At 66.9% G+C, this 22206-nt stretch carries 22 protein-coding genes and 1 tRNA gene; 7 read left to right on the top strand and 16 right to left on the bottom strand.

Features of this window, described 5'->3' with window-relative positions:
- Both AC3B6C_RS10340 and AC3B6C_RS10335 read right to left on the bottom strand, forming a co-directional pair.
- Positions 1-966 carry a phosphate/phosphite/phosphonate ABC transporter substrate-binding protein gene (locus tag AC3B6C_RS10340; RefSeq protein WP_010844224.1) on the bottom strand — a complete coding sequence of 322 codons (966 nt, stop codon included), beginning with the start codon at positions 964-966 and terminating at the stop codon, positions 1-3.
- 47 nt (positions 967-1013) lie between these two features.
- Entirely contained in the window at positions 1014-1757 is a 744-nt protein-coding gene (locus AC3B6C_RS10335) for a phosphonatase-like hydrolase (RefSeq protein WP_488375920.1), read from the bottom strand.
- Between the two features lie 107 nt (positions 1758-1864).
- Here AC3B6C_RS10335 and AC3B6C_RS10330 point away from each other — a divergent pair, with 107 nt between their 5' ends.
- Positions 1865-2581 (top strand): GntR family transcriptional regulator, encoded by a 717-nt coding sequence (locus AC3B6C_RS10330; protein WP_044505748.1) that lies wholly within the window; start codon positions 1865-1867, stop codon positions 2579-2581.
- On the opposite strand, the gene AC3B6C_RS10325 is transcribed toward AC3B6C_RS10330, so the two are convergent.
- The 5 genes from AC3B6C_RS10325 to AC3B6C_RS10305 form a co-directional block, all read right to left on the bottom strand.
- The gene (locus AC3B6C_RS10325; protein ID WP_010844227.1) at positions 2582-3253 is read right to left on the bottom strand and encodes a VOC family protein; all 672 of its coding nucleotides are present in this window, start codon (positions 3251-3253) and stop codon (positions 2582-2584) included.
- 50 nt (positions 3254-3303) lie between these two features.
- On the bottom strand, positions 3304-4011 hold the full coding sequence (locus AC3B6C_RS10320) for a hypothetical protein (RefSeq protein ID WP_488375919.1): 708 nt from the start codon (positions 4009-4011) through the stop codon (positions 3304-3306).
- A gap of 6 nt (positions 4012-4017) precedes the next feature.
- A complete protein-coding gene (locus AC3B6C_RS10315; RefSeq protein ID WP_488375918.1) occupies positions 4018-4491 on the bottom strand; it encodes an enoyl-CoA hydratase in 474 nt (157 codons plus the stop codon).
- Between the two features lie 1074 nt (positions 4492-5565).
- Positions 5566-6753 (bottom strand): hypothetical protein, encoded by a 1188-nt coding sequence (locus AC3B6C_RS10310; protein WP_488375917.1) that lies wholly within the window; start codon positions 6751-6753, stop codon positions 5566-5568.
- A gap of 45 nt (positions 6754-6798) precedes the next feature.
- Positions 6799-7152, bottom strand: a complete 354-nt coding sequence (locus AC3B6C_RS10305; protein WP_231632825.1) for a DUF8176 domain-containing protein — start codon at positions 7150-7152, stop codon at positions 6799-6801.
- 740 nt (positions 7153-7892) lie between these two features.
- Here AC3B6C_RS10305 and AC3B6C_RS10300 point away from each other — a divergent pair.
- From AC3B6C_RS10300 to AC3B6C_RS10285, 4 genes are all read left to right on the top strand, one after another.
- Positions 7893-8474, top strand: coding sequence for an ASCH domain-containing protein (locus AC3B6C_RS10300; protein ID WP_055477202.1), 582 nt, complete (start codon positions 7893-7895; stop codon positions 8472-8474).
- A 50-nt stretch (positions 8475-8524) separates the two neighbouring features.
- Positions 8525-9376, top strand: coding sequence for an esterase/lipase family protein (locus AC3B6C_RS10295; RefSeq protein ID WP_488375916.1), 852 nt, complete (start codon positions 8525-8527; stop codon positions 9374-9376).
- Positions 9377-9478: 102 nt separating this feature from the next.
- Positions 9479-9554: transfer RNA gene (locus AC3B6C_RS10290), tRNA-Thr, on the top strand.
- A gap of 157 nt (positions 9555-9711) precedes the next feature.
- Positions 9712-10869, top strand: a complete 1158-nt coding sequence (locus AC3B6C_RS10285) for a hypothetical protein (protein ID WP_488375915.1) — start codon at positions 9712-9714, stop codon at positions 10867-10869.
- A 22-nt stretch (positions 10870-10891) separates the two neighbouring features.
- Here AC3B6C_RS10285 and AC3B6C_RS10280 read toward each other — a convergent pair whose 3' ends face one another.
- Positions 10892-11659: a phytanoyl-CoA dioxygenase family protein gene (locus AC3B6C_RS10280; protein ID WP_488375914.1), complete on the bottom strand. Its 768-nt coding sequence runs from the start codon at positions 11657-11659 to the stop codon at positions 10892-10894.
- 248 nt (positions 11660-11907) lie between these two features.
- Positions 11908-12471, bottom strand: a complete 564-nt coding sequence (locus AC3B6C_RS10275; protein WP_010844235.1) for a TetR/AcrR family transcriptional regulator — start codon at positions 12469-12471, stop codon at positions 11908-11910.
- Positions 12472-12621: 150 nt separating this feature from the next.
- Here AC3B6C_RS10275 and AC3B6C_RS10270 point away from each other — a divergent pair, with 150 nt between their 5' ends.
- Positions 12622-13464: an alpha/beta fold hydrolase gene (locus AC3B6C_RS10270; protein ID WP_488375913.1), complete on the top strand. Its 843-nt coding sequence runs from the start codon at positions 12622-12624 to the stop codon at positions 13462-13464.
- 93 nt (positions 13465-13557) lie between these two features.
- Here the strand turns inward: AC3B6C_RS10270 and AC3B6C_RS10265 are convergent, their stop codons facing one another.
- The 4 genes from AC3B6C_RS10265 to AC3B6C_RS10250 form a co-directional block, all read right to left on the bottom strand.
- Positions 13558-13734 (bottom strand): hypothetical protein, encoded by a 177-nt coding sequence (locus AC3B6C_RS10265; protein ID WP_488375912.1) that lies wholly within the window; start codon positions 13732-13734, stop codon positions 13558-13560.
- Positions 13735-13837: 103 nt separating this feature from the next.
- Positions 13838-14359 (bottom strand): SRPBCC family protein, encoded by a 522-nt coding sequence (locus AC3B6C_RS10260; RefSeq protein ID WP_488375911.1) that lies wholly within the window; start codon positions 14357-14359, stop codon positions 13838-13840.
- Positions 14356-14745 (bottom strand): ArsR/SmtB family transcription factor, encoded by a 390-nt coding sequence (locus AC3B6C_RS10255; protein WP_488358551.1) that lies wholly within the window; start codon positions 14743-14745, stop codon positions 14356-14358. Before AC3B6C_RS10255 ends, AC3B6C_RS10260 begins: the two co-directional genes overlap by 4 nt.
- A 78-nt stretch (positions 14746-14823) precedes the next feature.
- Positions 14824-16110 (bottom strand): DNA polymerase III subunit delta', encoded by a 1287-nt coding sequence (locus AC3B6C_RS10250; RefSeq protein WP_010844240.1) that lies wholly within the window; start codon positions 16108-16110, stop codon positions 14824-14826.
- Positions 16111-16282: 172 nt separating this feature from the next.
- Between AC3B6C_RS10250 and AC3B6C_RS10245 the strand changes: the two genes are divergently transcribed.
- Positions 16283-17743: an adenylate/guanylate cyclase domain-containing protein gene (locus tag AC3B6C_RS10245; protein ID WP_010844241.1), complete on the top strand. Its 1461-nt coding sequence runs from the start codon at positions 16283-16285 to the stop codon at positions 17741-17743.
- Between the two features lie 55 nt (positions 17744-17798).
- Here AC3B6C_RS10245 and topA read toward each other — a convergent pair whose 3' ends face one another.
- The 3 genes from topA to AC3B6C_RS10230 all read right to left on the bottom strand — a co-directional run bounded on the left by topA (position 17799) and on the right by AC3B6C_RS10230 (position 22015).
- Positions 17799-20858, bottom strand: a complete 3060-nt coding sequence (gene topA / locus AC3B6C_RS10240) for a type I DNA topoisomerase (protein WP_488375910.1) — start codon at positions 20856-20858, stop codon at positions 17799-17801.
- Between the two features lie 185 nt (positions 20859-21043).
- Positions 21044-21628: a hypothetical protein gene (locus AC3B6C_RS10235; RefSeq protein WP_010844243.1), complete on the bottom strand. Its 585-nt coding sequence runs from the start codon at positions 21626-21628 to the stop codon at positions 21044-21046.
- Positions 21629-21811: 183 nt separating this feature from the next.
- Positions 21812-22015 (bottom strand): cold-shock protein, encoded by a 204-nt coding sequence (locus tag AC3B6C_RS10230; RefSeq protein WP_004022110.1) that lies wholly within the window; start codon positions 22013-22015, stop codon positions 21812-21814.
- Positions 22016-22206 lie beyond the last annotated feature (191 nt).

The following is a 22206-nucleotide window of genomic DNA, read 5'->3' as shown; positions in this document are numbered from 1 at the left end:
TCAGCTCGCACACTTCTCGGACTTGGTGACCTCACAGACATGCCGGACACCGGCGTAATCATCGTCGGAGGCGGGCACGACGCCCCAGGCGCGCTCGTCGGTGATCAGGCACTCATCGCCCGAGCAGAATCCCGCCGCCTCCATGGACTCCTTGTTGACTTTCTCGGTGAAGACCTTGGTGAGGGTGTCGATGGCCTCGGGTCCGAGCGAATTGTTGGCCGCGAAGACTGATCCCGCGATCATCTCCGACTTCCAGACCGTCTTCAGCTGTCCCTGCTGGAGATCGCCCTTCTCGACGAGGGTCTCGTCGACCATCGAGTCGAAGGCGAAGCCGGCTTCGCAGTCACCGGACGCGACCGACAGCGCCGACGCGTCGTGCCCGCCCGCGTAGATCGGCGTGACACCCGCGGCGAGGTCGGTCTCGGTGCCGGACTTGATGACGCCCGCCTCGATGAGACCGGCGCTCGGGTACAGGAAGCCCGAGGTGGAACCGGGATCGACGAAGCACACCGTCTTGCCCGCGAAGTCCTTGATGCCGTTCACAGACGCGTTGTCCGCCTTCGCGATTCCGTATGACTGGTATCCCGGTTCGGCGCCCTTCTCCGACACCACCGCACCGAGCGGGGTGATCTCGGCGCCGTTGAGGCCGGCGACCACGTAGGCGAACGGGCCGAAGAAGGCGAGGTCGACGTTGTCGGCGATCATGCCCTCGACGACGCCCGCGTAATCGGAGGCCTGGACGAACTCGACCTTCGAACCGGTTTCCTGCTCGATCACCTTGATGACCGGGTCGTAACTGGCTTTGAGATCGGTGGAGTTCTCCGCGGGGATCGCGGCGAGAGTGAGGGTTTCGGGGAAGCCGTTGTCGTTGACGGCCTCGGAGTCGCCACCGGAACATCCGGCGAGCACGAGGGCCGTGGTGGCGAGAGCGGCAGTGATCGCCAGCGAGGACTTACGAATTGTCATCGGGGGTCAACCTTTCGGGACGTCACGGGGTCGGGGTGAGGAGCGGATCAGGGGGTGGTGATCAGGGCGGTCAGGTCGGCGACGGACGCCAGGACACGGTCTGCACCCGCGTCGAGAAGGGTCTGCTCGTCGTGCGCCCCGGTGAGCACGCCGACCGACAGACCGGCACGAGCACGTCGGGCGGTCTCGATGTCGCTCGCGGTGTCGCCGACGACCACCACGTTGGCCAGGTCGTCGACCTGGGCGGTGAGGGCAGCCGCGAGGACCAGATCCGGGTAGGGGCGGCCGCGCAGGCCGGCGGTGGGGGCGAGAACCTGGTCGACCGCGTCGGCCCAACCGAGCGAGTCCAGGATCCGTTGCTGCGTGGCAGGGCTGAATCCGGTGGTGAATGCCGTTGCGATGCCGCGCGATCGGAGGTCGGCAAAGGTCTCCACCGCCCCCGGGATCGCGTCGACACCGTCGTCGATCAGCTCGCCGTAGGCCTGTTCGAACGCCTGGTTGGCTCGCCGGGCCGCGTCGTCGGAGCCCAGCAGAGCGCGGAAGACGGCGATCTTGGACTGGCCCATCGTGTCGAGGACGTAGATGCGGGCACGGTCGCGCTCCTCGCCGTGCTCGGGGATGCCGACCGCGGTCGCGGCGACCTCGAAAGCCTGGGTGACCAGCCCGTCGTCGACGATGGTGGTGCCGGCCATGTCGAAGACGACGAGTTGGACCGGTGAAACACCGCTGGTGGATGTGGTGGTGTCTGCACCTTTGCGTGCGGGTGTGGTGGCGTCATCAGTTGTGCGCATGGGCCAACTGTCTCGTTTGGTATAGACCAATTCGGGTGCGTTGGCCGAACACGAGGTGAACACTCGGTAGCCATTTGGTCTAGACCAACATCTGGTATGTTCGGCCCATGACGCTGTCGGAACAACCTCGCGTTCTCAAGCATCAGGTGGTCAGGTCACAGCTGGAGGAACTCCTGGCGGACCTCGTCGAGGGGGATCCGTTCCCCGCGGAACGCGATCTCGCCGAGAGCTTTTCGGTGTCACGCGAGACCGTCCGGCAGGCGTTGCGGGAGTTGTTGCTGGACGGCAGGATCGAGCGCCGCGGCCGGATGACGGTGGTCGCCGGACCCAAGATCCGGCAGCCGCTGTCGATCGGCTCCTATACCGAGGCGGCCCGCGAACGGGGCATGGAGACCAGCCGCATCCTGGTGGGCTGGAAGCGACTGACGGCCGACGCGGTGCTCGCGGATCGACTGGCAATAGCCATCGGCGATCCGGTCATCCAGCTCGAGCGTGTGTTCACCACCGACAAGGTGCGCGTGGCCCTGGAACGTACCCGACTGCCCGCGTACCGGTATCCCGACCTCGAAGCCGACTTCGAGGTGACGTCGTCGCTGTATGCCGAATTCCGCAGGCGCGGGGTGCGTTTCGGACGGACCGAGGACACGATCGAGACGACGCTGCCCGACGCCCGCGAGGCCGCGCTGCTCCACGTCGACGCACGGACGCCGATGTTCTTGCTGAACCGGTTGTCCTACGACAAGGACAACACCCCGATCGAGTACCGGCGTTCGCTGTACCGAGGCGACCGGATGGCGTTCACACAGACGATGTACGCGGACTGATCAGTAGTTCTGGTCCTGCCAGGTGCACAGGCACACCTCGTTGCCCTCGGCATCGGCGAGCACCCAGAACGCGGGGGCGTACTCGTCGGTGAGCAGTTGTCCGCCGGCGGTGATCGCCGACTGCAACCTCTCGTGCAACTCGTCGGTGGGGACCCACAGGTCGACGTGCATCCGGCTGCGCTGCGGGCGCGGTTCGTCCATCTGCTGGAACCAGACGCTGGGTAAACGGCCGGCGGGATCGACGAGGTCGACGGGCTCGCGTTCGGTGGCCTCGCCGTAGCCGAGCACGGCTTTCCAGAAGGGCCTGATGGCCGGGATGTCGAGGGCGTCGATGGCCAGGTTGAACTGGGTGACGGGTTCAGCGGCCGGTTCGAGACCGAGGTCGGTGGCGATGCCCGTGATCTTGTTGGCCAGCGCGACATCGGCTTCCGTCAATTGGTGCGCACTGTGTGTCGTCAGCACGAGATGCACCGTGCCGTAACGGAGGTCGATGTCGGGGTGGTGATTCGCTTCCTCGGCGGCGTCGATGATCTTGGCGACGAACTCACCACCGCGCACCATCGACCCGGTTTTGTAGGCGGCCGCGAGTCTGTCGGCGATCACGCGCCACGGATCGGCCACCATCTCGGCGGCCTGTGCGGGAGTGAGCGGTGAGCGAGTGGAGCCGGTCATACTGCCCCATGCTGCCCCCTTCACCGGTTTCGCGAAAGGGTGGCCGCGGTTCAGCTCCGATTGGTGGTCGCGGCGGCGAGTGTCACGATCGATTGGTGTGTCGCCGGGAGGAACCCGCGTCGGGCATCGTGGTCGAGGGCGGTACCCGCGCCGATGACGGGGTCGTAGTCGAGGCCGATCACGCCACCGACCGCGCCCGACACCACACTGACCAGCATGTCGGCGAGTCCGTCGTTGTGCGTGGTCGGCACCTGCGAGGAGATGACGACGATCGTCTTTTCCAGTACGCCTGCCCGGTCCCATTCGGTGAAGACGACGCGCGCGCGGTTGAGCAGGTCTGGTCTCGCCGCGATGACGAGCACCGGCGTGAGGTTCGGGAGATCGTCTTCGGCGAGCTCAGGCAGCAACGTGAGCGGATGTGCGCCGGCGTCGACGACGGGAACGGCGCCCTGCCTCCAGGTCTCGACGACGGCGTCGGTGACCGTCGCATCGTCGGGCGGGAGCCACAACCCCGTCCCCGACGCCGTACGCAGCAGTTCTTGATTTCCCGAGCCACGCAATCGCAGCTCGATGTCACAGTCGTTGCCCGACGCGTCGACCCACCACGACAGAAGCCCGAGCGTCGACGACGCCCGATGCTCGGCAAGCAAAGCCGAAACAACCGACGTACCAACGCCGCCGGCTGTTCCGCACACGACGACGGCCCGCTCGGCCCAGGCCTGCGGGTCGCCGTCGCGTGGGGTGGTCGGGTTGGTCATACGGGGTCAGGGAACCAGCATGTGGAACCCGACGAGTCCGCCCGTCGGTGTCCGGACAGGGTTGTTGATGGCATAGGTCGTGATGCCGATGGTCGCCGGCCCCGACCCTGTCGGGACATCCCACACCTTCTTCGATCCGGGACGGGAGCCGAACGTTGCCGGCACCCACTTGTGCAGCGCGTAGCCCCGGATGCTTGTGTAAGTCGTCTGAAATAGCACGCGGCAGCTCGGATTCCGTTTCCAGCTGGCACCGTCCCCACCAAAGCCATTGGACCGCGCAGTCACCCGCACGACACCGCGCTTGTTTTGCGGCGTCTTTATAGTGACGTTCAGGGTCCCGCGGCAGAGGGAGTGGTCTCCCATTGTGCCCAGGTTGTTCCCGTAGAGCGCGATGTTCGGGATCGGCGCCGCAGTCGCCTGACCTGCCCCCGCCATACATAGCGCAGCAACAACAAAGCCGACGACGACGGCCGAGAGCATTCTTCTCATTCGATCCTTCTATGTCTTCCGCAGATGCTCATTTATGGAACCAACAGGTAAAAACCCGCCCCGTACGACTGAGGTGCTGCGATCGGACTGTTCGCCGAGTAGGCCGTAACACCGAAGACAACGACGCCCGAACCCGTAGGAACGTCCCAACTTTTGCTCTCGCCTCGTCGCGGCCCGAAGCTAGCTCTCACCCATTTCTGGATGTTGAGTCCTCGGCCGCTCGTATACGTGGTAGCGAAAAGGACCCGACACTTCGGATTCTTCTTCCATCCTGGGCCGTCTCCCGTGAACCCGTGCGACCTGGCGGTCACTCGAACCACACCGGGTTTCCCCGCCGGGGCGTCGAGACCGATATTGACGGCGCCCCGACAGAAGGAGTGGTCACCAAAAGTGCCGAAATTGTTGCCAGTAGTCGACAACTGCGGGATAGGCGCTGCTACTGCGGGACCACCGCCAGCGAAGGTAGCCACACTCGCGAAGGCGAGCGCGGCCACGAATACCAATAGTCTTTTCATTATTTCCTCATGATTGAGTTTGATTTGAAAGGTTAAAGCGCATCCGCGAACGTACTACACTCGCGCCTGCAAGCGACCGTCAAGGAACGAGCATGTAGTACGACAGACCCAATGATTGCTGTACACGGATCGGACTGTTGCGTGCGTACGACGACAGCTGAAGCTCGACCACACCGGATCCCGTCCTAATATCGCGCACCACCTGCTACCCACGTTTCGGACCGAAATCCACGTTGAAGAAACTCCACTGCGTGCAACCGATCGCACTGGTGTGCACCACGCCGATCAGGAGTTTGCACACCGGGTTGCGCTTCCAACTCGGCCCATGCCCGGTGAATCCTTGGGATGTGAGCCCGACACGGACGAAGCCTGGTTTTCGCGGAGCTGCAGTAAGACTGACGCGGAATACGCCATTGCAAAATGAGTGACTTCCCACTCTCGGGTGCTGCGGTGCTATCACCTATTCCAGCGACCAATCCGGCGAGCACGGCGGCAATCGTGGTCAACACGACCGCGAGGCGCCTTGACATCAAAACTCAACTCACTCTCGTTAGCGTTCGGCGGCATCTGCGCCGGCGTGTTCGGACGGCCAGGCGACGTCGCTGCCTGGAATCGCGGTCCTCAAACTCTCTGCCTGCCCTCGCGTCCAATCACGGACCGATTTCTCGGCGTGAGGACCTAGAACGGCGTACGGCGATCGGGCTTGAACACCTGACCAGCCGAAGGTGGAGGTCCCAATCTTTGCCTCAACATCGCCGCGATGATTGACGACGTAGTCGACAGCAGGCAGTCCCGAGCGCCGCGCCTGCTCTGATGTCAGGTGGAACTCGAATTGGTTCGGGCCGTCAGCGTCGGGCAACGCATGTCGTGGACCGTTCTGACGCCACGGCTCATCGGGGTTCGCGCCGGGGTCACCCGCCCCAAGCGCATAGGCGAGAGCTCCGCCAGCCGTCCCGCCGATTGCGAAACCGACTATCGCACCTGCAGCACCAGCCCCGGCACCACCAACACCGGCGCCGATCAGCGCGCCAACACCTGCCTGGAACGGCTGCGGCGGGAACGCGGAGCCGATCAGTGCGCCCACTCCCGCACCTACTCCCGCCCCCACAACCGCCGACGGAATACCAAGCGCGACAGCACCTGCGGTGCCACCGGCCATCACACCGATGATCGTGGCGGCAGCACGGCGGGTGGCCTCATCCTCGGGAACACCGGCAGAGATCAAACCCTGCGCGATCTTCGCCTCGCCATACGCCGACCACGCATTGATCGAGTTCACATCCCGCTTCGACATACCCTCCGGAATGTCGGTCACGAAGTTGCCCACACGGATCTTCTCCGGCGGCGGCGCGATCGGCCGCACCGGCGGCGCAACACGAGGAGCCACCCGATTGTTGATCAGCGGAGTGTAGGGCTCGTCATAGGACTGCGACCCCGGCGCGGTGTACGCCCGATACGGCGCCTCCACCGGCGGACCCGGGATACTGCCCGGACCAGGAACCACGATCGGCTCGACCGTCGCCTCGGCACCGGCACCACCGTCAGGGGACACATCCCCCGGACTCGTACCGCCCTGACCGGGCGCCGTGTCACCAGGGCTGGTCCCGCCCTGCTCCGGCACCGCGAACGCCGCTCCCGCACCCGCGGTGATCGACACAGCGACAACCGCCGACGTCACCGACAACAACGGACCACTCGGCACACGACGCTTCCGATGCCGACCCCGACTATGACTCATGGTGCTTCTACCTCTCTCGGTGCCCGGAACAGGCTGGGCGGGAACTCATTCGACAGACCTGATGGACTGGATGTAGGACTTGCCGCCGGTGGTCGTCGTGCGGATGACCTGGCGATAGGTGATGGGCGCAGCGTCGGGCTGCAGTTCGGTGAGCACGACCGAGTACTCGCCGGGCCCGCGGTCGGAGACGATCAGGCAGTGCCGGGTCCCGAGCGGTCGCTGGTTGATGTACTGCTGCATCACGTACTCGGAGGCCACCGCGCCAGGGGCCGCGACAGCGCGGGCCGCCCTCGCCGAACGCAACACGTAGTAGGCGTGGTTGAACGCACGGATCGCTCCGGCGCCCGACTCCTGGTTGCCGGCGTCGTCACCGTCGGACACCGTGGTCCCCGACCCCACCGGACGCTGCGTACACACAGGCTCACTCGCGACAGCCGACGTGGACGGCATCAGAGAGTCAGCGGCATCGCTGCTCGATGCTGAAGCCGTCGTCGGAGCAGGCTCGCTGCTGCGAGTGAGAACCACGCCCAGAACTGTGGCCACAATCACAACAATCGCCGCTGCCGCACCCGCGATTCGTAGTGGTGAACCGAAACCCGAGCGGCGTTCTCCGCGCGTGACCGGCCCGTTCTTGCGCTTCGCACGCACCGACTTCTCGGCTTCGGCCAAGAACGCGTCGAGCTCGGACGAGGGACGGGGAGCAGCTGGGTCCACCGCGCGGGCCGGGGCCCGGGTCGGCTCCTCGACCACCGGCACCGGACGCTCGAGGACGGCCACTGCCGCTGGCTGCGAAGTGGTGTGAGCTGGGCGTACGGAATGGTGTCGGGCCAGGTGAGCGGCCAGATCGGCGGCGGGTGTCGCCTCGACGGCGGGCCACGGCGGGACGTCGGGAAACCAAAATGCGGGAACACGTGGCGGCACCAAAGATCCCTCCCCCCGGCCGGTGATCATGTCGTGAAGTTGCGCTCGACGACGGCACGACGCAGGGGGTCCCCCGAATACGTCGGCATTGCCGTCGCTGACCTCGGGTCACCCTACAACAGCTCTCAGCGGCCTCTCAGCTGTCATCCACAGAGGTGACACGCACGTCGGACCGCAGGTCATGCACGACATCGACCCGCTCGCTAAGGTTGAAGACTGTGCTTCTCACGGCCGCAGTCGTTCGCGGGGTCGCCGACGGAACCGTCGACCTCGCCTTCCGGCGATGGGGCCATCCGCGCATCCATCCGGGCTCGAGCTTCATAGCGCTGACGCACGTGATCGAGGTGACGTCCCTGGAGCGCGTCGACCCCGAACGGATCACGCAGGACGAAGCGCGTCGCGCAGGCTTCGAGGACGCGGACGCCGTGCGGGCCACCTTGTGCGTCAACGTCCACAACCCGACCTACCGGATCGGACTGCAGTGCATCGGCGAGGACCCGCGGATCGCTCTGCGCGCCGATGACCATCTGTCCGACGACGATGTGGACGAGATCCGCACCCGCCTCGATCGCATGGACGCGCGGTCCACGCGCGGACCGTGGACGCGCGAAGTCCTCGACGTCATCGCCCGCCGCCCCGGTGTGGTGTCGACCGATCTCGCGGCCGAACTCGGCCGGGAGAGAGCAGGATTGAAGCAGGACATCACCAAGCTCAAGAAGCTCGGACTGACCGACAGCCTCGTCGTCGGTTACGAACTGTCGCCGCGCGGCGTCGAATTCCGTCGTCGCGACTCCGGGTAGCAGTCGCCGAAACGCCGTGCCGGACCGTCCGGTCGACGACAATTCTCTTCATGAACCGCATCCGAGCCGGGGTCGCGTCGGCCATGACCGCGGTGGCGGCGATGAGCCTGTGCCTCGTCGCGGGCACCGCGCACGCCGCGCCGTTCCCCGTCACGACCGACGCGGCGACCGCCATCGCCTCTCGGTACCTCAGCCCATCGTCGGCGTCGCCTGCCGGCTCGAATCGTTTCGACTGCCGGGACCGCGAAGACCGCAACCCCGTGGTGCTGCTGCACGCGACGGCCATGAACCAGGGCGCCAACTGGGCGTACCTCGCGCCCATGTTGGCCAACGCGGGTTACTGCGTGTTCAGCCTGACCTACGGTCAGACCAGTTGGAGCGGCAACACCGGAGGCCTGGGCAACAAGGAGGAGTCCGCCCGTGCGGTCTCCTCCTTCGTCGACCGAGTCCTGGCCGCGACCGGTGCCGAGAAGGTCGACCTCGTCGGCCACAGCCAGGGTGGCGCGATCGCTCAGCTCGTCACCCAGATACCCGGACGCGCGGCACACGTGGGCACGATCGTCGGACTGTCCGCGTCCAACCGCGGATACTCACGTGTCGGTTCGATCACCGACCGGCTGCCGGCCCGCGCTCCCGGTCAGAGCTACTGGGGTCCGCGACACCCCTCGATCCGGTACGTCAATCTCGCGACGCGGTACGACGAGATCTCGACCCCATACGTACTGACCTTGATGCCGCCGGGGCCCAACATCACCAACACCGTGGTGCAGGATGTGTGCCCGGCGTCGAGGATCGGTCATGTCGGGATGGCCTACTCGCCGACCGTCGGGACGCTGGTCCGCAATGCGCTCGATCCGGAGCGTCCGGTGCCGGTGGTCTGCGGTACCGACTTCCCGGGTTGACCCGATCGACGCTCCGGCGGAACCATCACCTGCCGTCGACGACCCGGGTTTTGTTCGTTCTCCGACCCTCGCTAGACTCGTCAGCGCTGCCTCGCGTAGCACGCCGCCCTAGCTCAGTCGGTAGAGCAATTCACTCGTAATGAATAGGTCAGGGGTTCGATTCCCCTGGGCGGCTCCATTTCGGCCCCGGCTTGGCGCCTTCGACGACCGCCGAGCGACGTTCGAACAGTTACAACCCCGGCGCGTCGCGTAGATGTCCCGATTTGCGTCATTCAGACGACACCATGCCCCCCGCGCATCGTCTACTATCTGAGCGACAAAGAGGGGACCCAGGGGTGGCATCACATCGGCGCGGCACGCACCGCGCCGTCGACAACGACGGCGTCGGTCCTCTTCGGCGACCCTCGGGTTTCGCCGGCACGTCCCTCACCCTCGCCGCGCTCTCGCTCTGCACGGTGATCCCGACGGCAGTCGCGTCGATCAACACCACCACTCTGGTACACGCCTTCGCCGTGCCGGCCACCGTCCAGGTGTCGACCCAATCACCCGCCGCATCATTCGGTCCGAGCCGCGCCCCGACGTCGGAGGTCGGGACCGCCTCGCCGGGCACGTCACTCGCGGCGCCGTCGACCGACTCCGGCTCGCTCATCGCACGAGACGTGCCCGTCACGGGCGCACCTCGGACTGTGGTCATCGACCACCCGCAGTCGATCGGCCCCATCATCGCCAGTGGCCCCAGCACCCGCGCCGTACTCTCGACGGAGTTCGACGACGAGACCAAAGAACGCGCCGTGCAACAGAACCTGGCGGTGATGACCGTCATCGCCGGACTGGACGCGGACAGCCCGTTCGTCGTCTACACCGGCGATCCCCAGGCTTCCGGCGGCCCGGGCGGGACCGACGGCAACACGAGCCTGACCCCTCCGCCGAGTACCGGCGGGCCGGTCATCGTCCTGGTGTCAGATCCGCGGGGACCGTGGAGCATCCGCGCGTGGCTCGAAACCATCCCGCTCGTCTCGGCACTCCTGAGGTCGCTCGGACGAGACGGCGTCCCCCCGAGAACCGAACGGCCTCACGAGACACCACGGACCGACGTCGACACGCGCGGCGAGCCGGACACCGCCGAACCACCTCGGGGGCGGCCCATCGAGCCGAACCCCGACACCCGCGACACCACTTCCGACGCCGGAACCGATGTCGAGGCGTCCCGCGACCCCGTGGAACCGCGGCAAGTGGATCGAGAGACGCTGCCGGACATCGATGTCGACAGCGTCGAGGGCACGCCGGACGAGCGCGAGGACAGTGCGACCACCGACACCGATTCGCAGTCGGACGATGAGGGCGACGACAGGCAGCCGGGGGAATCCCGCGACTCGGAGTCCGGTGACTCAGCAGGCCATACCGGTTCCGAATCAGGCGACGACGGCTCCGCATCGAGCGACCGCTCCGGGAGCTCCGGTTCCGGCGGCGAGTCCACGGACTCCACAGCCTGATCCGACATCGGGGGTCAGCGGTTCAGCCGAACACGCACGCGAGCGGACCGGCCGAGTCCGGTGACAACGGCGAGGCGAGCATCACCGGCCCCTGAGCCATGAATCGCGGTGTCGCACCGCGGTGTTCGTCGGCTGCATGCACCGTGAACGGGTGGACGACATAGACGTCGCCGGGACTTCCGGTCGCGTAGGCGACCCGACGGTCACGACTCGCCGCATCGAGGAGCGGGCCGACCTCGAAGGCACTCTGCCCCTCGTCGTCGAGGACGTCGACGGCGTCGAGATGCGACCCCACCCGGATGCGCGTCGGCGCGTCGGATGGTCCGACCTCGGACAACAGGGTCAGGACCAGCACGGTGTGGGGCCGCCGGCTCACCACCCACGATCCGTCGTCGCACGGGGTGTTGGCGTCGATGTGCCAGCCTCGGTCATCGACGGTCGGCGGCACCGGGAAGCGAACAGGGATGTTGCCCAGCGCTCCACGCGGTGTCCAACCCCCGACGCCGCAGATCGCGTCGAGCGCCTCGGTCAGCTCCGGACTGTTGGTCAGCGCTCCGAACGGGCCGGCTCCCACCATGTCCGATGCCCAGCGCACGGGTTCGGTCCAGCCCGCGGGATCGTTCTCCGAGAGTCCGAGTTGGGCCCACAGACCCGCTCGCGCGCGGTCCGCCGCGCTTCGCAACGACGGACGCTCGATCTTGACGAAGCCGTTCTCGACGAAGGTCTCGGCGATGGAAGAGTCGGTGTCTGGGTCGATCACCGTCGCAGGATCGCACCGATCACGATCCATCGCCAGCGATTTTCACACCCCCCCGGCTGGGCCGCGATGAACGACCGCGGTCGATTCCGCACCGGCGAACGATGCACAGTCGACGAGAAACGACGCTCAGTCGACGGGAACTGGCGCCCAGTCAACGAGAAACGACGCACAGTCAACGAGAGACGACGCCCAGTCGATGGGAACAGACGCCCGGTCAACGAGAAACGACGCACGATCGACGAGGGCTCGCGGCGCGCAACGCCTCCCGTGGATCCACGTCAGCGGAGCGCCTGATCGATCAGGACTTCGGCGGCGGCACGCGCATCGTCGGCGGGACGGACCGAACCGGCGATCGCCGCCGTGGTCTGAGCACCTTCGGCGAGGATGGAGAGCTGTGCGCCGAGTCCGCCGGGGGCGCCCAACTCGGCGACCAGGCCGGCGACGTACTGCTGGAAGTCGGCTTTCTGGGCACGGACCGCCGAAGCCACGGACGGCATCTCGGCGCCGAGTTCGCCGTAGGCGTTGATGAAGGCACATCCGCGGAACTCGTCGGTGCCGAACCATTCGAGCAGGAAGTCGAACACGGCGAGAAGCTTGTCCCGCGGCGAGGACAGTCCGTCGGCGCACGCGGCGATCCCCGCGTTCCACTGCCGGGTCCGGTCGTCGAGAACCGCGAGGATCAGCGCTTCCTTCGACGGGAACATCGCGTAGATCTTCTTCAGCGACACCCCCGCGGCGTCCCGGACCTTGTCCATCCCGACGGCGTGGACACCGTGGGCGTTGAACAGCTGGTCAGCGGCACGGACCACTCGTTCACGCGGGTCCACGGCGTCGGTCACCACACACTCCTCTTCTGCCGATTCCCGGCTTGGGGTTGCGCAGGGAACGATCGTTCTCTAGTGTAGCAATCACCGGCGAGAACGACCGTTCTCCACACGCCGTATCCGATACCGATCCCGATCGGATCGCCTCATCAGAGAGAAGTGATCGCAATGGGTTACATCACCGTCGGCACCGAGAACTCCACCGACATCGAGCTGTACTACGAAGACCACGGAACCGGTCAGGCCGTCGTGCTGATCCACGGCTACCCGCTCGACGGCAACAGCTGGGAGCTACAGGCCCGCGAGCTGATCGACGCCGGCTACCGCGTGATCACCTATGACCGCCGCGGCTTCGGAAAGTCCAGCAAGGTCGGCACCGGTTATCACTACGACACCTTCGCCGCGGACCTCAACACCGTGCTGGAGACGCTCGACCTCCGCGACGTCATCCTCGTCGGATTCTCGATGGGCACCGGCGAATTGGCCCGCTACGCCAAGAACCACGGCACGGACCGCATTGCGAAGTTCGCGTTCCTGGCGTCGCTCGAGCCGTTCCTGGTCAAGACCGACGACAATCCCGAGGGCGTCGACCGTTCCGTCTTCGACGGCATCGCCGCGGCCGCGAAGGAGAATCGTTACGCCTGGTACACGCAGTTCTACAAGGACTTCTACAACCTCGACGACAACCTCGGCACCCGCATCACCCAGGAGGTCGTCGACGCGAACTGGAACACCGCGGTCAGCAGCGCTCCGGTCGCCGCCTACGCAGTCGTCCCGACCTGGATCGAGGACTTCCGGGAAGACGTTGCCGCCGTTCGTGACTCGGGCAAGCCGACGTTGATCCTGCACGGCACGGCCGACAACATCCTGCCGATCGACGCCAGCGGACGCCGCTTCCATCAGGCCGTTCCGGATGCTGAGTACGTCGAGATCCCCGACGCCCCCCATGGCCTGCTCTGGACTCACGCCGCCGAGGTGAACGAGGCGCTGTTGGGGTTCGTTCAGAAGTGAGCGCCCCGGGGTGAGTTCAGCCGCGAGCACACCCGCGTGGAGCAGGACGGCCGCCGGATGGTTTCCATCCGGCGGCCGTTTGTCGCATGCGCCCTACTTGACCTCGTCCTCGGCCTGCTCCGGGTCAGCGACCTCGTCAGACGCGTCCACATCCTTGTTGTCGGCGAGCGGGTCGTAGCCCGGGACACCCTCGAGCACCGTGAGTTCCTGGTCGATGGCGGCCGAGACGGCCTTGGCATCTTCCTTGATCTTGCGGATGAAGTCCGACATCGCCTACTCCTCGCTCATCGTCGCGCTCGCGGCTCGCGACCGTCGCTTCATGATAGGTCGCCGTCCGGGCCGGCCCCGGCGATCACGTCCAAGCGCGATCCGATCAGTCCCGGAACATGGCCGCGTAGGGCTCGGACAGCGCCGGGTAGTACACATCCCAGTCAATCGTCGCGACATCGCGGCCGGACTCCACGGCCACCAGACGATCCAGGTAGTACTCCCAACCGGGACCGACGTTCTCGGCGGACTCGGGTCGCGGCAGCCCTTGCGCGAAGACGAGGGTGGTCGTGCCGTCGGTCTCACTCAGATCGAGCTCGAGCAGCCACACCTCGTCGCCTTGTTCACCGGTGGTCGTCGACGTCATCGCGAGTCTCTGCGGCGGTACGCATTCCAGGATCGAGAACCGTTCGGACTCGACGTCGTCGCCTTCGGCGGTCATGCGGAAGTCGACGGACCCGGTCGCCGGATCACCAGTCCACGTGCCGATCCACCGTTCCATCCGCGACGGGTCGGTGATGGCCGCCCACACGGCGTCGATCGGTGCGGCGAACGTGCGCTCGAGGATCACATAGGGCACCCCCGCACGAATCTCCCGGCGGCCCGTCGCCGCGATGTCAGTACTCACCCTGTCTCCTTCTGTCTGCTGCTCGAACCTGCTGTCGGCGTGGCGTCGTCGGCGCTCGCCTGCTCACGCACCGTGCGCCGCACCTCGAGATCGAGGGCGTCGAGATGGTGCTCACCGAACCTGGGCGTGGCGGTACCGGCGTCCACCGCGTCGAGGAACTCGCGCACCTCGGCAAGGGCCCCGGGCACGAGTTCGTAATGACGCTCGCGCCCCTGGTCAACCGCGGACACGACGCCTGCCTGGCCCAGCACCCGCAGATGCCGCGAGATGGCCGGGCGGCTGATCGGATGGTCGGCGGCCAGGTCGACGACACGCGCGGACCCCCGAGCCAGGCGCGCGATGAGCGAGCGACGCACCGGGTCTGCGATCGCCTCGAATCCGTCCATACCCATTGGTAACACATCGGTTACCGATTTCCAAGGGTCTGCTCCCCGGGACTGAGACCGAGATTCAGCGGGCTTCGACTACACGTCGACCCGTCGCGCGAGCGCGAGTCCGATCCGCGCGACCATGTCGTCGACTGCGAACTTAGGCTTCACGTTCATGTCGAGTGCCTCCCGGCACGCGAGTACGGCCTCGACACACTGGAGCAGCTGCTCCGGCTTGGCGTAGCCGGCGAGCGGGTTCGCGATGTCCTCGGCCTTGTCCGGATGCATCGCGGTGACCTGAGCGCCCACACCGACGACGAGCGCGTCGCGGAAGAGCGCGGCGAGGTCGACCAGGGCGCGGTCGAGGACGTCGCGCCCGACCCGGGTGGCCCGCGACTTCTGTCGCCTCTCCAGCTCCTTGAGCGCGCCGGCACTACCGCGCGGCATCCGTGCGGTGCCCTTGCCGGTGCCGCCCGCACCCAGCGCGGTCTTCATCTCCTCGGTCTCGACCACGTCGAGCTCGGCACTGATCGCCTTGGCGGCCTCGTCGGCCGACCGGACCAGGTCCTCGGCGGCGGCGTAGGCCGTCGAATCCCGGGCCGCGGCACGTGCCAGCCCGAGAGCCTTCTCGCGTTGCGTGCGCGCCTCGGGATCGGTCGCCAGCCGACGCGCACGACCGATGTGGCCGCCGCACACCGACGCGGCCCAGTGCGCCTGCTCCGGGTCGAGGCCGTCACGCTCGACGAGGACGCGCTCGATGTCGGCGGTCGTCGGCGTGACGAGTGCGACGTGCCGGCAGCGGGACCGCAGCGTCACCGAGATGTCCTCCGGGTCGACCGACGGCGCGCACAGCAGGAACACCGTTCGCGACGGCGGCTCCTCGACGACCTTCAGCAGGGCGTTCGCGGCCTGCTCGGTGAGCCGGTCGGCATCTTCCACGATCACGATCTGCCACCGGCCCGTCCCCGGTCGGCGAGCGGCGGCCTGGACGATGTCGCGCATGGCCCCCACGGCGAGACTGAGCCCTTCCGGCACCACATGGCGGACGTCGGCGTGGGTCTTGGCCATGACGGTGACGCACGCGCGGCATTCGCCGCAGCCGACGTTCGCGGCGTCGGGCGACTGGCACTGGAGTGCCGCGGCGAAGCACTGCGCGGCGACCGAACGACCGCTGCCGGGCGGTCCGGTGAACAACCACGAATGGGTCATCGACGCCCGCGACCACCCCGCGTCGACGGCCGGGATCTCGTCGTCGGGCAGGAACAGGTCGTTCGAGGTCCCCGCGTCGAGCCTCACCGCGAGCACACGAGCGGCACGCGCGGCGGCTCGCAGATCGTCGGCGATGGCCTCTTGCCCGGTCAACCGATCGAAGACATTTGTCACAGCAACACCCTAATCCGCAGTTCGGACACGCCTCAGACACGGAACCGTGTTTAACGATTGCAAGCAGCCAGCTACCGTAGTCTCCGTGGTTCAACAACGGTCGCGGTGGTCAAAGGGCCTGCATCTGGCCCGATGGCTCATTCATACGCCGTGGCCGATTCTCGCACTCGACATGCTCCGGGCGAACCTCGTCGGCGCACTGTTCACCTTCGCGTTCCTGCGCTTCGGCATGCCGATCCAGGACTCGATCAGCCTCGACGAGATCACCGCGCTGAACCAGGTCATCTTCGCGGCCTACCTGCTGATCGCCATGGTCATCGGCGGCTTCGCCAGCATCCAGCTGTCCCTACCGGTGCTCATCTGGCATCGTCGCCGCACCCGACTCGACAACGAGGCCGCACGACGCCGCGCACTGGCCCTGCCGATGCTGCTCACCGCGGTCAACGCCGCGCTGTGGGTCGTCGGCGGCACGCTGTTCACACTGGTCAACCTGACCGTGTCGTCGAAGAACGCCTTCATCGTCGCGATCGCCAGCGCGATCGGCGCGATGGTCACGTGTGCGCTGAGCTACATGCAGGCGGAGAAGGTCATGCGGCCCATCACCGTCGCGGCCATGGCCAACAACCCCGACAACGCGATCGCGCCCAGCGTCACCACCCGCATCACCGCGTTCTGGGTGATCAGCGTCGTGGCTCCGATGCTGGTGATCATCGGGATGATCGTGCTCCATCGACTCGGGATCATCGAGGCCGACTCCACCGGCCTGGAACGCCCCATCCTGTGGATGGCCATCTCCGCACTCGCGTTCAGCGTCATCGCGATCGTGCGTGTCGTGGCCGCCATCAACGACCCGATCAAGCAGCTGCGCCGCGCGCAGTCCAAGGTCAGCGAGGGCGACCTCAACGTCGCGGTGAAGATCTACGACGGCAGCGACCTCGGCCTGCTGCAGGCCGGGTTCAACGACATGGTCGCCGACCTGCGCGAACGTCAGGAGCTGCGCAACCTGTTCGGCCGCTACGTCGGCGAAGACGTCGCGCGCCGTGCGATCGAGACCGGCACCGAACTCGGTGGCGAGGAACGGTACGTCGGCGTCCTGTTCGTCGACATCGTCGGCTCGACGCGGCTGGCGGTCAACCGGCCGCCACGCGAGATCGTCGAGCTGCTCAACGAGTTCTTCCGAGTCGTCGTCGGTGTCGTCGGACGTCATGGCGGGTTCGTCAACAAGTTCCAGGGCGACGCCGCGCTCGCGATCTTCGGGGCTCCGCTCGACCTCGACGACTTCGCCGGCCGCGCCCTCGCGTCCGCGCGCGAGCTGCGCGCCGAGCTCTACGAGTCCCTCGGTGACACCGACATCGGCATCGGCGTGTCGGCCGGCAAGGCAATCGCCGGACACATCGGCGCCGAACAGCGACTCGAGTACACCGTCATCGGCGACCCGGTCAACGAGGCGGCCCGCCTGACCGAACTCGCAAAAGACGAACCCACACGCGTTCTCGGGTCGGCACGCGCCGTGTTCCTGGCATCCCACGAAGAAGCCGAGCACTGGGAGATCGGCGAGGGCGTCGAACTCCGCGGGCGCGGGATCGAGACACTTCTCGCTCGCCCGCACCTCGAGCCGGACCGGCAGGGCTGAGCGACTCGCCCCGAGGCTGCGAGCTGCAGATCACCGCTGCTCCTACGCGGTACCCCTACTCGGCGTCCGGGGTCGCCTTCTTGGCCGCGGTCTTCTTGGCGGTCGCCTTCTTCGTCGCGGTCTTCTTGGCGGTCGTCTTCTTGGCTGCGGCCTTCTTCGCGGTCGTCTTCTTCGCCGCCGTCTTCTTGGCCGGAGCCTTCTTCGCCGCCTTCTTGGTGGCCTTCTTGGCCGGCCCGCGCGCCCGGCGATCGGCGAGCAGCTCCATCGCGCGTTCCGGCGTGATCGAGGCGACCTCGTCACCCTTGCGCAGGCTGGCGTTGGTCTCGCCGTCGGTCACATAGGGTCCGAACCGGCCGTCCTTGATGACCATCGGCTTGCCGCTGACCTCGTCGTCCTTGCCGAGCTCACGCAGCGGCGGTGCGGCCGCCTGCCGACCGCGACGCTTGGGCTCGGAGTAGATCTTGAGCGCCTCGTCGAGGGTGATCTCGAAGAGCTGCTCCTCGGAACCGAGCGATCGCGAGTCCGATCCCTTCTTGAGGTACGGGCCGTACCGGCCGTTCTGCGCGGTGATCTCGTCGCCGGACTCCGGGTCGACGCCGACGACGCGCGGCAACGACAGCAGCTTCAGGGCATCGTCGAGGGTGACCGTCGAGATGTCCATCGTCTTGAACAGCGAGCCCGTGCGTGGCTTGGGACCGGCCTTCTTCGCAGCCTTCTTCGCGGTTTTCTTCGCCGCGGGCTTCGTCTTCGTGGCCGTGCCGCCACCGGGCGCGTCGAGTGGGACGACATCGGCGTCGGCGGAGTCGCCGGCGCCACCGCCCGCCCCACCGTCACGCGGTGTCGGGCCCGCGGGAATGGTCGCCGGGGTGTCTCCGTCGTCGTCATCGTCGTCCGACGGCAGGACCTCGGTCACATACGGGCCGAATCGGCCCTCCTTGGCGACGATCTCGTGACCGGTCGCCGGGTCCGTCCCCAGCGAACGGCCCTCTTGCGGTGTGGCAAAGAGCTTTTCGGCCACTGCGAGGGTCAACTCGTCCGGGGTGATGTCGGCGGGCAGGTTGGCACGCTGCAGGTCGGGCTCCGCGTCGGGCGACGTGGCGACGTTGCGTTCCAGGTACGGACCGAATCGGCCGACCCGCACGTAGATCGGGCGTCCCTCCTCGTCGTCGAACAGACGGATCGAGTTCACCTGCCGGGCGTCGATCTCCTCGAGATTGACACCCACGAGCTTCTTCAGACCGCCGTGCTGCGCGATCGCCGACTGGGCGGAACGGCTCTCGCCGTCGGCGGCGCTGCGATCCTCACCGAAGTAGAACCCCGACAGCCACCGCGTCCGGTTCTCGTTGCCGGTGGCGATCTGGTCGAGATCGTCTTCGAGGGTTGCGGTGAAGTCGTAGTCGACGAGGTTCTCGAAGTACGCCTCGAGCAGCCCGACCACCGCGAAGGCGATCCACGACGGCACCAGGGCGTTGCCCTTCTTCACCACGTAGCCGCGGTCCTGGATGGTGCCGATGATCGAGGCGTACGTCGACGGCCGGCCGATGCCGAGTTCCTCGAGGACCTTGACCAGCGACGCCTCGGTGAAACGCGCGGGCGGGTTGGTGGAGTGGCCGTCTGCGGTGAGGTCGGTCGCGGTGAGCGCCTGCCCCTCCGTCAGCTGCGGGAGTCGGTTCTCGGCGTCGTCGGCCTGACCGCCGGTCTGCTCGTCGACGGTCTCGACGTAGGCCGACAGGAAGCCGGGGAAGGTGATCGTGCGTCCCGACGCGGCGAACGTCGCGCGCTCCCCGGAGGAAGCCGTGCCGGCGATCCGCAGGCTCAGCGTTGTGCCCTTGGCGTCGGCCATCTGCGAGGCGACGGTGCGCTGCCAGATCAGCTCGTAGAGGCGGAACTCGTCGGCCTCGAGCTGTCCGGCGACCTGCCCCGGGGTGCGGAAGGTCTCGCCGGCGGGACGGATCGCCTCGTGCGCCTCCTGCGCGTTCTTGACCTTGCGCGTGTACTGCCGCGGCGTCGGGTGGACGAAACTGTCGCCGTAGAGCTCGCGGGCCTGGTTGCGCGCGGCGTTGATCGCCGACTCGCTCAGGCTCGTCGAGTCCGTACGCATGTAGGTGATGAAACCGTTCTCGTACAGCCGCTGGGCGATGCGCATCGTGCGATCGGAGGTGAACCGCAGCTTGCGACCCGCCTCCTGCTGCAGCGTCGACGTCATGAAGGGCGCGTACGGACGGCGCGTGTACGGCTTCTCCTCGACCGACGTGACGGTCATCGCCGCGCCCCGCAGGCCGGCGGCGAGGCTCTCGGCACGATCGGCGTCGAGCACGATCACGCCGTCCGACTTCTTCAGGGCACCCGTGGCCTCGAAGTCGCGTCCGGTGGCCACACGCGCGTCGTCGACGTTGACCAGTCGCGCCTTGAAGGTCTGCGGGTTCGAGTCGTCGGCGCTCTCCGCGTCCATCGTCGCGGAGATGTCCCAGTATTCGGCCGACACGAACGCCATGCGCTCGCGTTCGCGCTCGACGATGATGCGCGTGGCCACCGACTGCACGCGGCCGGCCGACAGCTTCGGCATCACCTTCTTCCACAGCACCGGCGAGACCTCGTAGCCGTAGAGGCGGTCGAGGATACGGCGGGTCTCCTGGGCGTCGACGAGGTCGATGTCGAGGTCCCGGGGATTCTCGGCGGCTGCCCGGATCGCCGGTTCGGTGATCTCGTGGAAGACCATCCGCTTCACCGGGATCTTCGGCTTGAGCGTCTCGAGGAGATGCCAGGCGATCGCCTCCCCCTCGCGGTCACCGTCGGTGGCGAGGTAGAGCTCGTCGACGTCCTTCATCAGCGCCTTCAGTTCGCTGACGGTCGACTTCTTGTCCGGGGACACCACGTACAGCGGTTCGAAGTTGTCGTCGACGTTCACGCCGAGGCGTGCCCAGGGCTGGCCCTTGTACTTGGCCGGGACGTCGGCCGCGCCACGCGGAAGATCGCGGATGTGCCCGCGGGAGGACTCCACCACATAGTTCGACCCGAGGTAGCCGGCGATCTTGCGGGCCTTGGTCGGGGACTCGACGATCACGAGGCGTCGAATGCCCCCACTCGAGCGGGATGCGGTGCTGGTCTCTGCCACCGGGGCGTCCTTTGGTTGACTGGGTGGAGAACGTTCCTGCGTGTCAGGTCAGGTGTGTTCGTTGGGTTTGTACCTTATGTATAGCGCCGTTTGCACATTTGAATTCCGCGACGGATCGGCCCGGGCGACGGATCCGCCGCCACATTGACACGTTCTACCAGCTCAGAAGCCCGAGTGTGGGATGGCTAATGCTCGTCCACCGGCGGCCAGTCCGCGACGGCCTCGGCGCAGGGCGGCACCCCGACGTACTCGTGCAGGCGCGACAGGCGTCGATGGCCGGCGATCCGCAGTGCCGGCGATTGCCCGCGCGTACCGACGAGGGTCGGCGCGATCCCGACTCGCATCAACGCGGTCGCGAGGGCGGCGTGCGACTCCGGGGCGTGGGGATCCAATCCGAGTTGATAGCGGCCGGCATCGCTGTGACCTGCGGCGATCACCCACAGACGCAGCGCCCGATAGCTCGGGACCCAGCCGGACGGCATCGCCTTCACCGCGCCGGACGACCATGCCCTGTGCAACGGGTCCAGCTCATGACAGGAGGCGGTGCGTGCCAGGGGCGTGCCCTCATCCGACGTCGTCGACTCGGCGTCGAGGCCGGCGGCACGCATCTCGACGACGATCTGCTCGGCTCGCCAGCGATCGGCGACCACGATCGAGACCCGCGTACCGGTTTCGGAGCGGACGGTCTGTCCGTGCGCCGCGAGCAGCCCCGCGAGGTCGGTGTACGCGGGCTGTTCGGTCTCCGCGGAGAAAAACGACAACTGGCCCACGAGTCGAGACTAGGTCGTCCCCGGGGCCGGAGCCGGGGTTTGGGGTCGGCGGGTTCACGACGCCGCGGAGGACGTGCCGCCCGCGCACGCCGGGCACAGACAACAAACCGCTCCCGCCTCGACGAATCGAAACGGGAGCGGTGGTTTGCCCCGACTGCGTGGTGCAGTCACACGCGGGTGTTCTCAGACGGCGCGGACGCCAGTGGCCTGCGGACCCTTGGTGCCCTGACCGACCTCGAACTCCACCCGCTGGTTCTCCTCGAGGGTGCGGAAACCGGATCCCTGGATCTCGGAATAGTGGACGAACACGTCGTCGGAACCCTCATCAGGCGCGATGAAGCCGAAGCCCTTTTCCGCGTTGAACCACTTCACAGTTCCCTGTGCCATTCTTGCAATCCTTTACATATCAACTGTCGCGACACGATGGGTCATCGTGTCGTGGCCGGTCGACCGCCATACCTCAAAGAGCCCCGCGAAGATCTGCATCGATCCGCCAAACTAACCTCAGTACCACGGCTGCAACATGCTTGTCGCCCACCGGGCGGTGGGTCGCGAAAGCTGCGGCCGGAACCAGTCAA

The sequence above is a fragment of the Gordonia sp. 11cp genome, assembly GCF_057767225.1.
Note: the sequence above shows the minus strand (reverse complement) of the source record. Positions and strands in the feature narration are given on the sequence as shown.

What these genes read in the sequence shown, in the direction of transcription:
- AC3B6C_RS10320 (WP_488375919.1), bottom strand. Translation starts at nt 4,011, where the DNA reads ATGACCAACCCGACCACCCCACGCGACGGCGACCCGCAGGCCTGGGCC.
- AC3B6C_RS10255 (WP_488358551.1), bottom strand. Translation starts at nt 14,745, where the DNA reads ATGGACGGATTCGAGGCGATCGCAGACCCGGTGCGTCGCTCGCTCATC.
- AC3B6C_RS10310 (WP_488375917.1), bottom strand. Translation starts at nt 6,753, where the DNA reads ATGAGTCATAGTCGGGGTCGGCATCGGAAGCGTCGTGTGCCGAGTGGT.
- AC3B6C_RS10335 (WP_488375920.1), bottom strand. Translation starts at nt 1,757, where the DNA reads ATGCGCACAACTGATGACGCCACCACACCCGCACGCAAAGGTGCAGAC.
- AC3B6C_RS10315 (WP_488375918.1), bottom strand. Translation starts at nt 4,491, where the DNA reads ATGCTCTCGGCCGTCGTCGTCGGCTTTGTTGTTGCTGCGCTATGTATG.
- AC3B6C_RS10325 (WP_010844227.1), bottom strand. Translation starts at nt 3,253, where the DNA reads ATGACCGGCTCCACTCGCTCACCGCTCACTCCCGCACAGGCCGCCGAG.
- AC3B6C_RS10280 (WP_488375914.1), bottom strand. Translation starts at nt 11,659, where the DNA reads ATGGATCGTGATCGGTGCGATCCTGCGACGGTGATCGACCCAGACACC.
- AC3B6C_RS10340 (WP_010844224.1), bottom strand. Translation starts at nt 966, where the DNA reads ATGACAATTCGTAAGTCCTCGCTGGCGATCACTGCCGCTCTCGCCACC.
- AC3B6C_RS10330 (WP_044505748.1), top strand. Translation starts at nt 1,865, where the DNA reads ATGACGCTGTCGGAACAACCTCGCGTTCTCAAGCATCAGGTGGTCAGG.
- AC3B6C_RS10245 (WP_010844241.1), top strand. Translation starts at nt 16,283, where the DNA reads ATGCTCCGGGCGAACCTCGTCGGCGCACTGTTCACCTTCGCGTTCCTG.
- AC3B6C_RS10265 (WP_488375912.1), bottom strand. Translation starts at nt 13,734, where the DNA reads ATGTCGGACTTCATCCGCAAGATCAAGGAAGATGCCAAGGCCGTCTCG.
- AC3B6C_RS10295 (WP_488375916.1), top strand. Translation starts at nt 8,525, where the DNA reads ATGAACCGCATCCGAGCCGGGGTCGCGTCGGCCATGACCGCGGTGGCG.
- AC3B6C_RS10230 (WP_004022110.1), bottom strand. Translation starts at nt 22,015, where the DNA reads ATGGCACAGGGAACTGTGAAGTGGTTCAACGCGGAAAAGGGCTTCGGC.
- AC3B6C_RS10270 (WP_488375913.1), top strand. Translation starts at nt 12,622, where the DNA reads ATGGGTTACATCACCGTCGGCACCGAGAACTCCACCGACATCGAGCTG.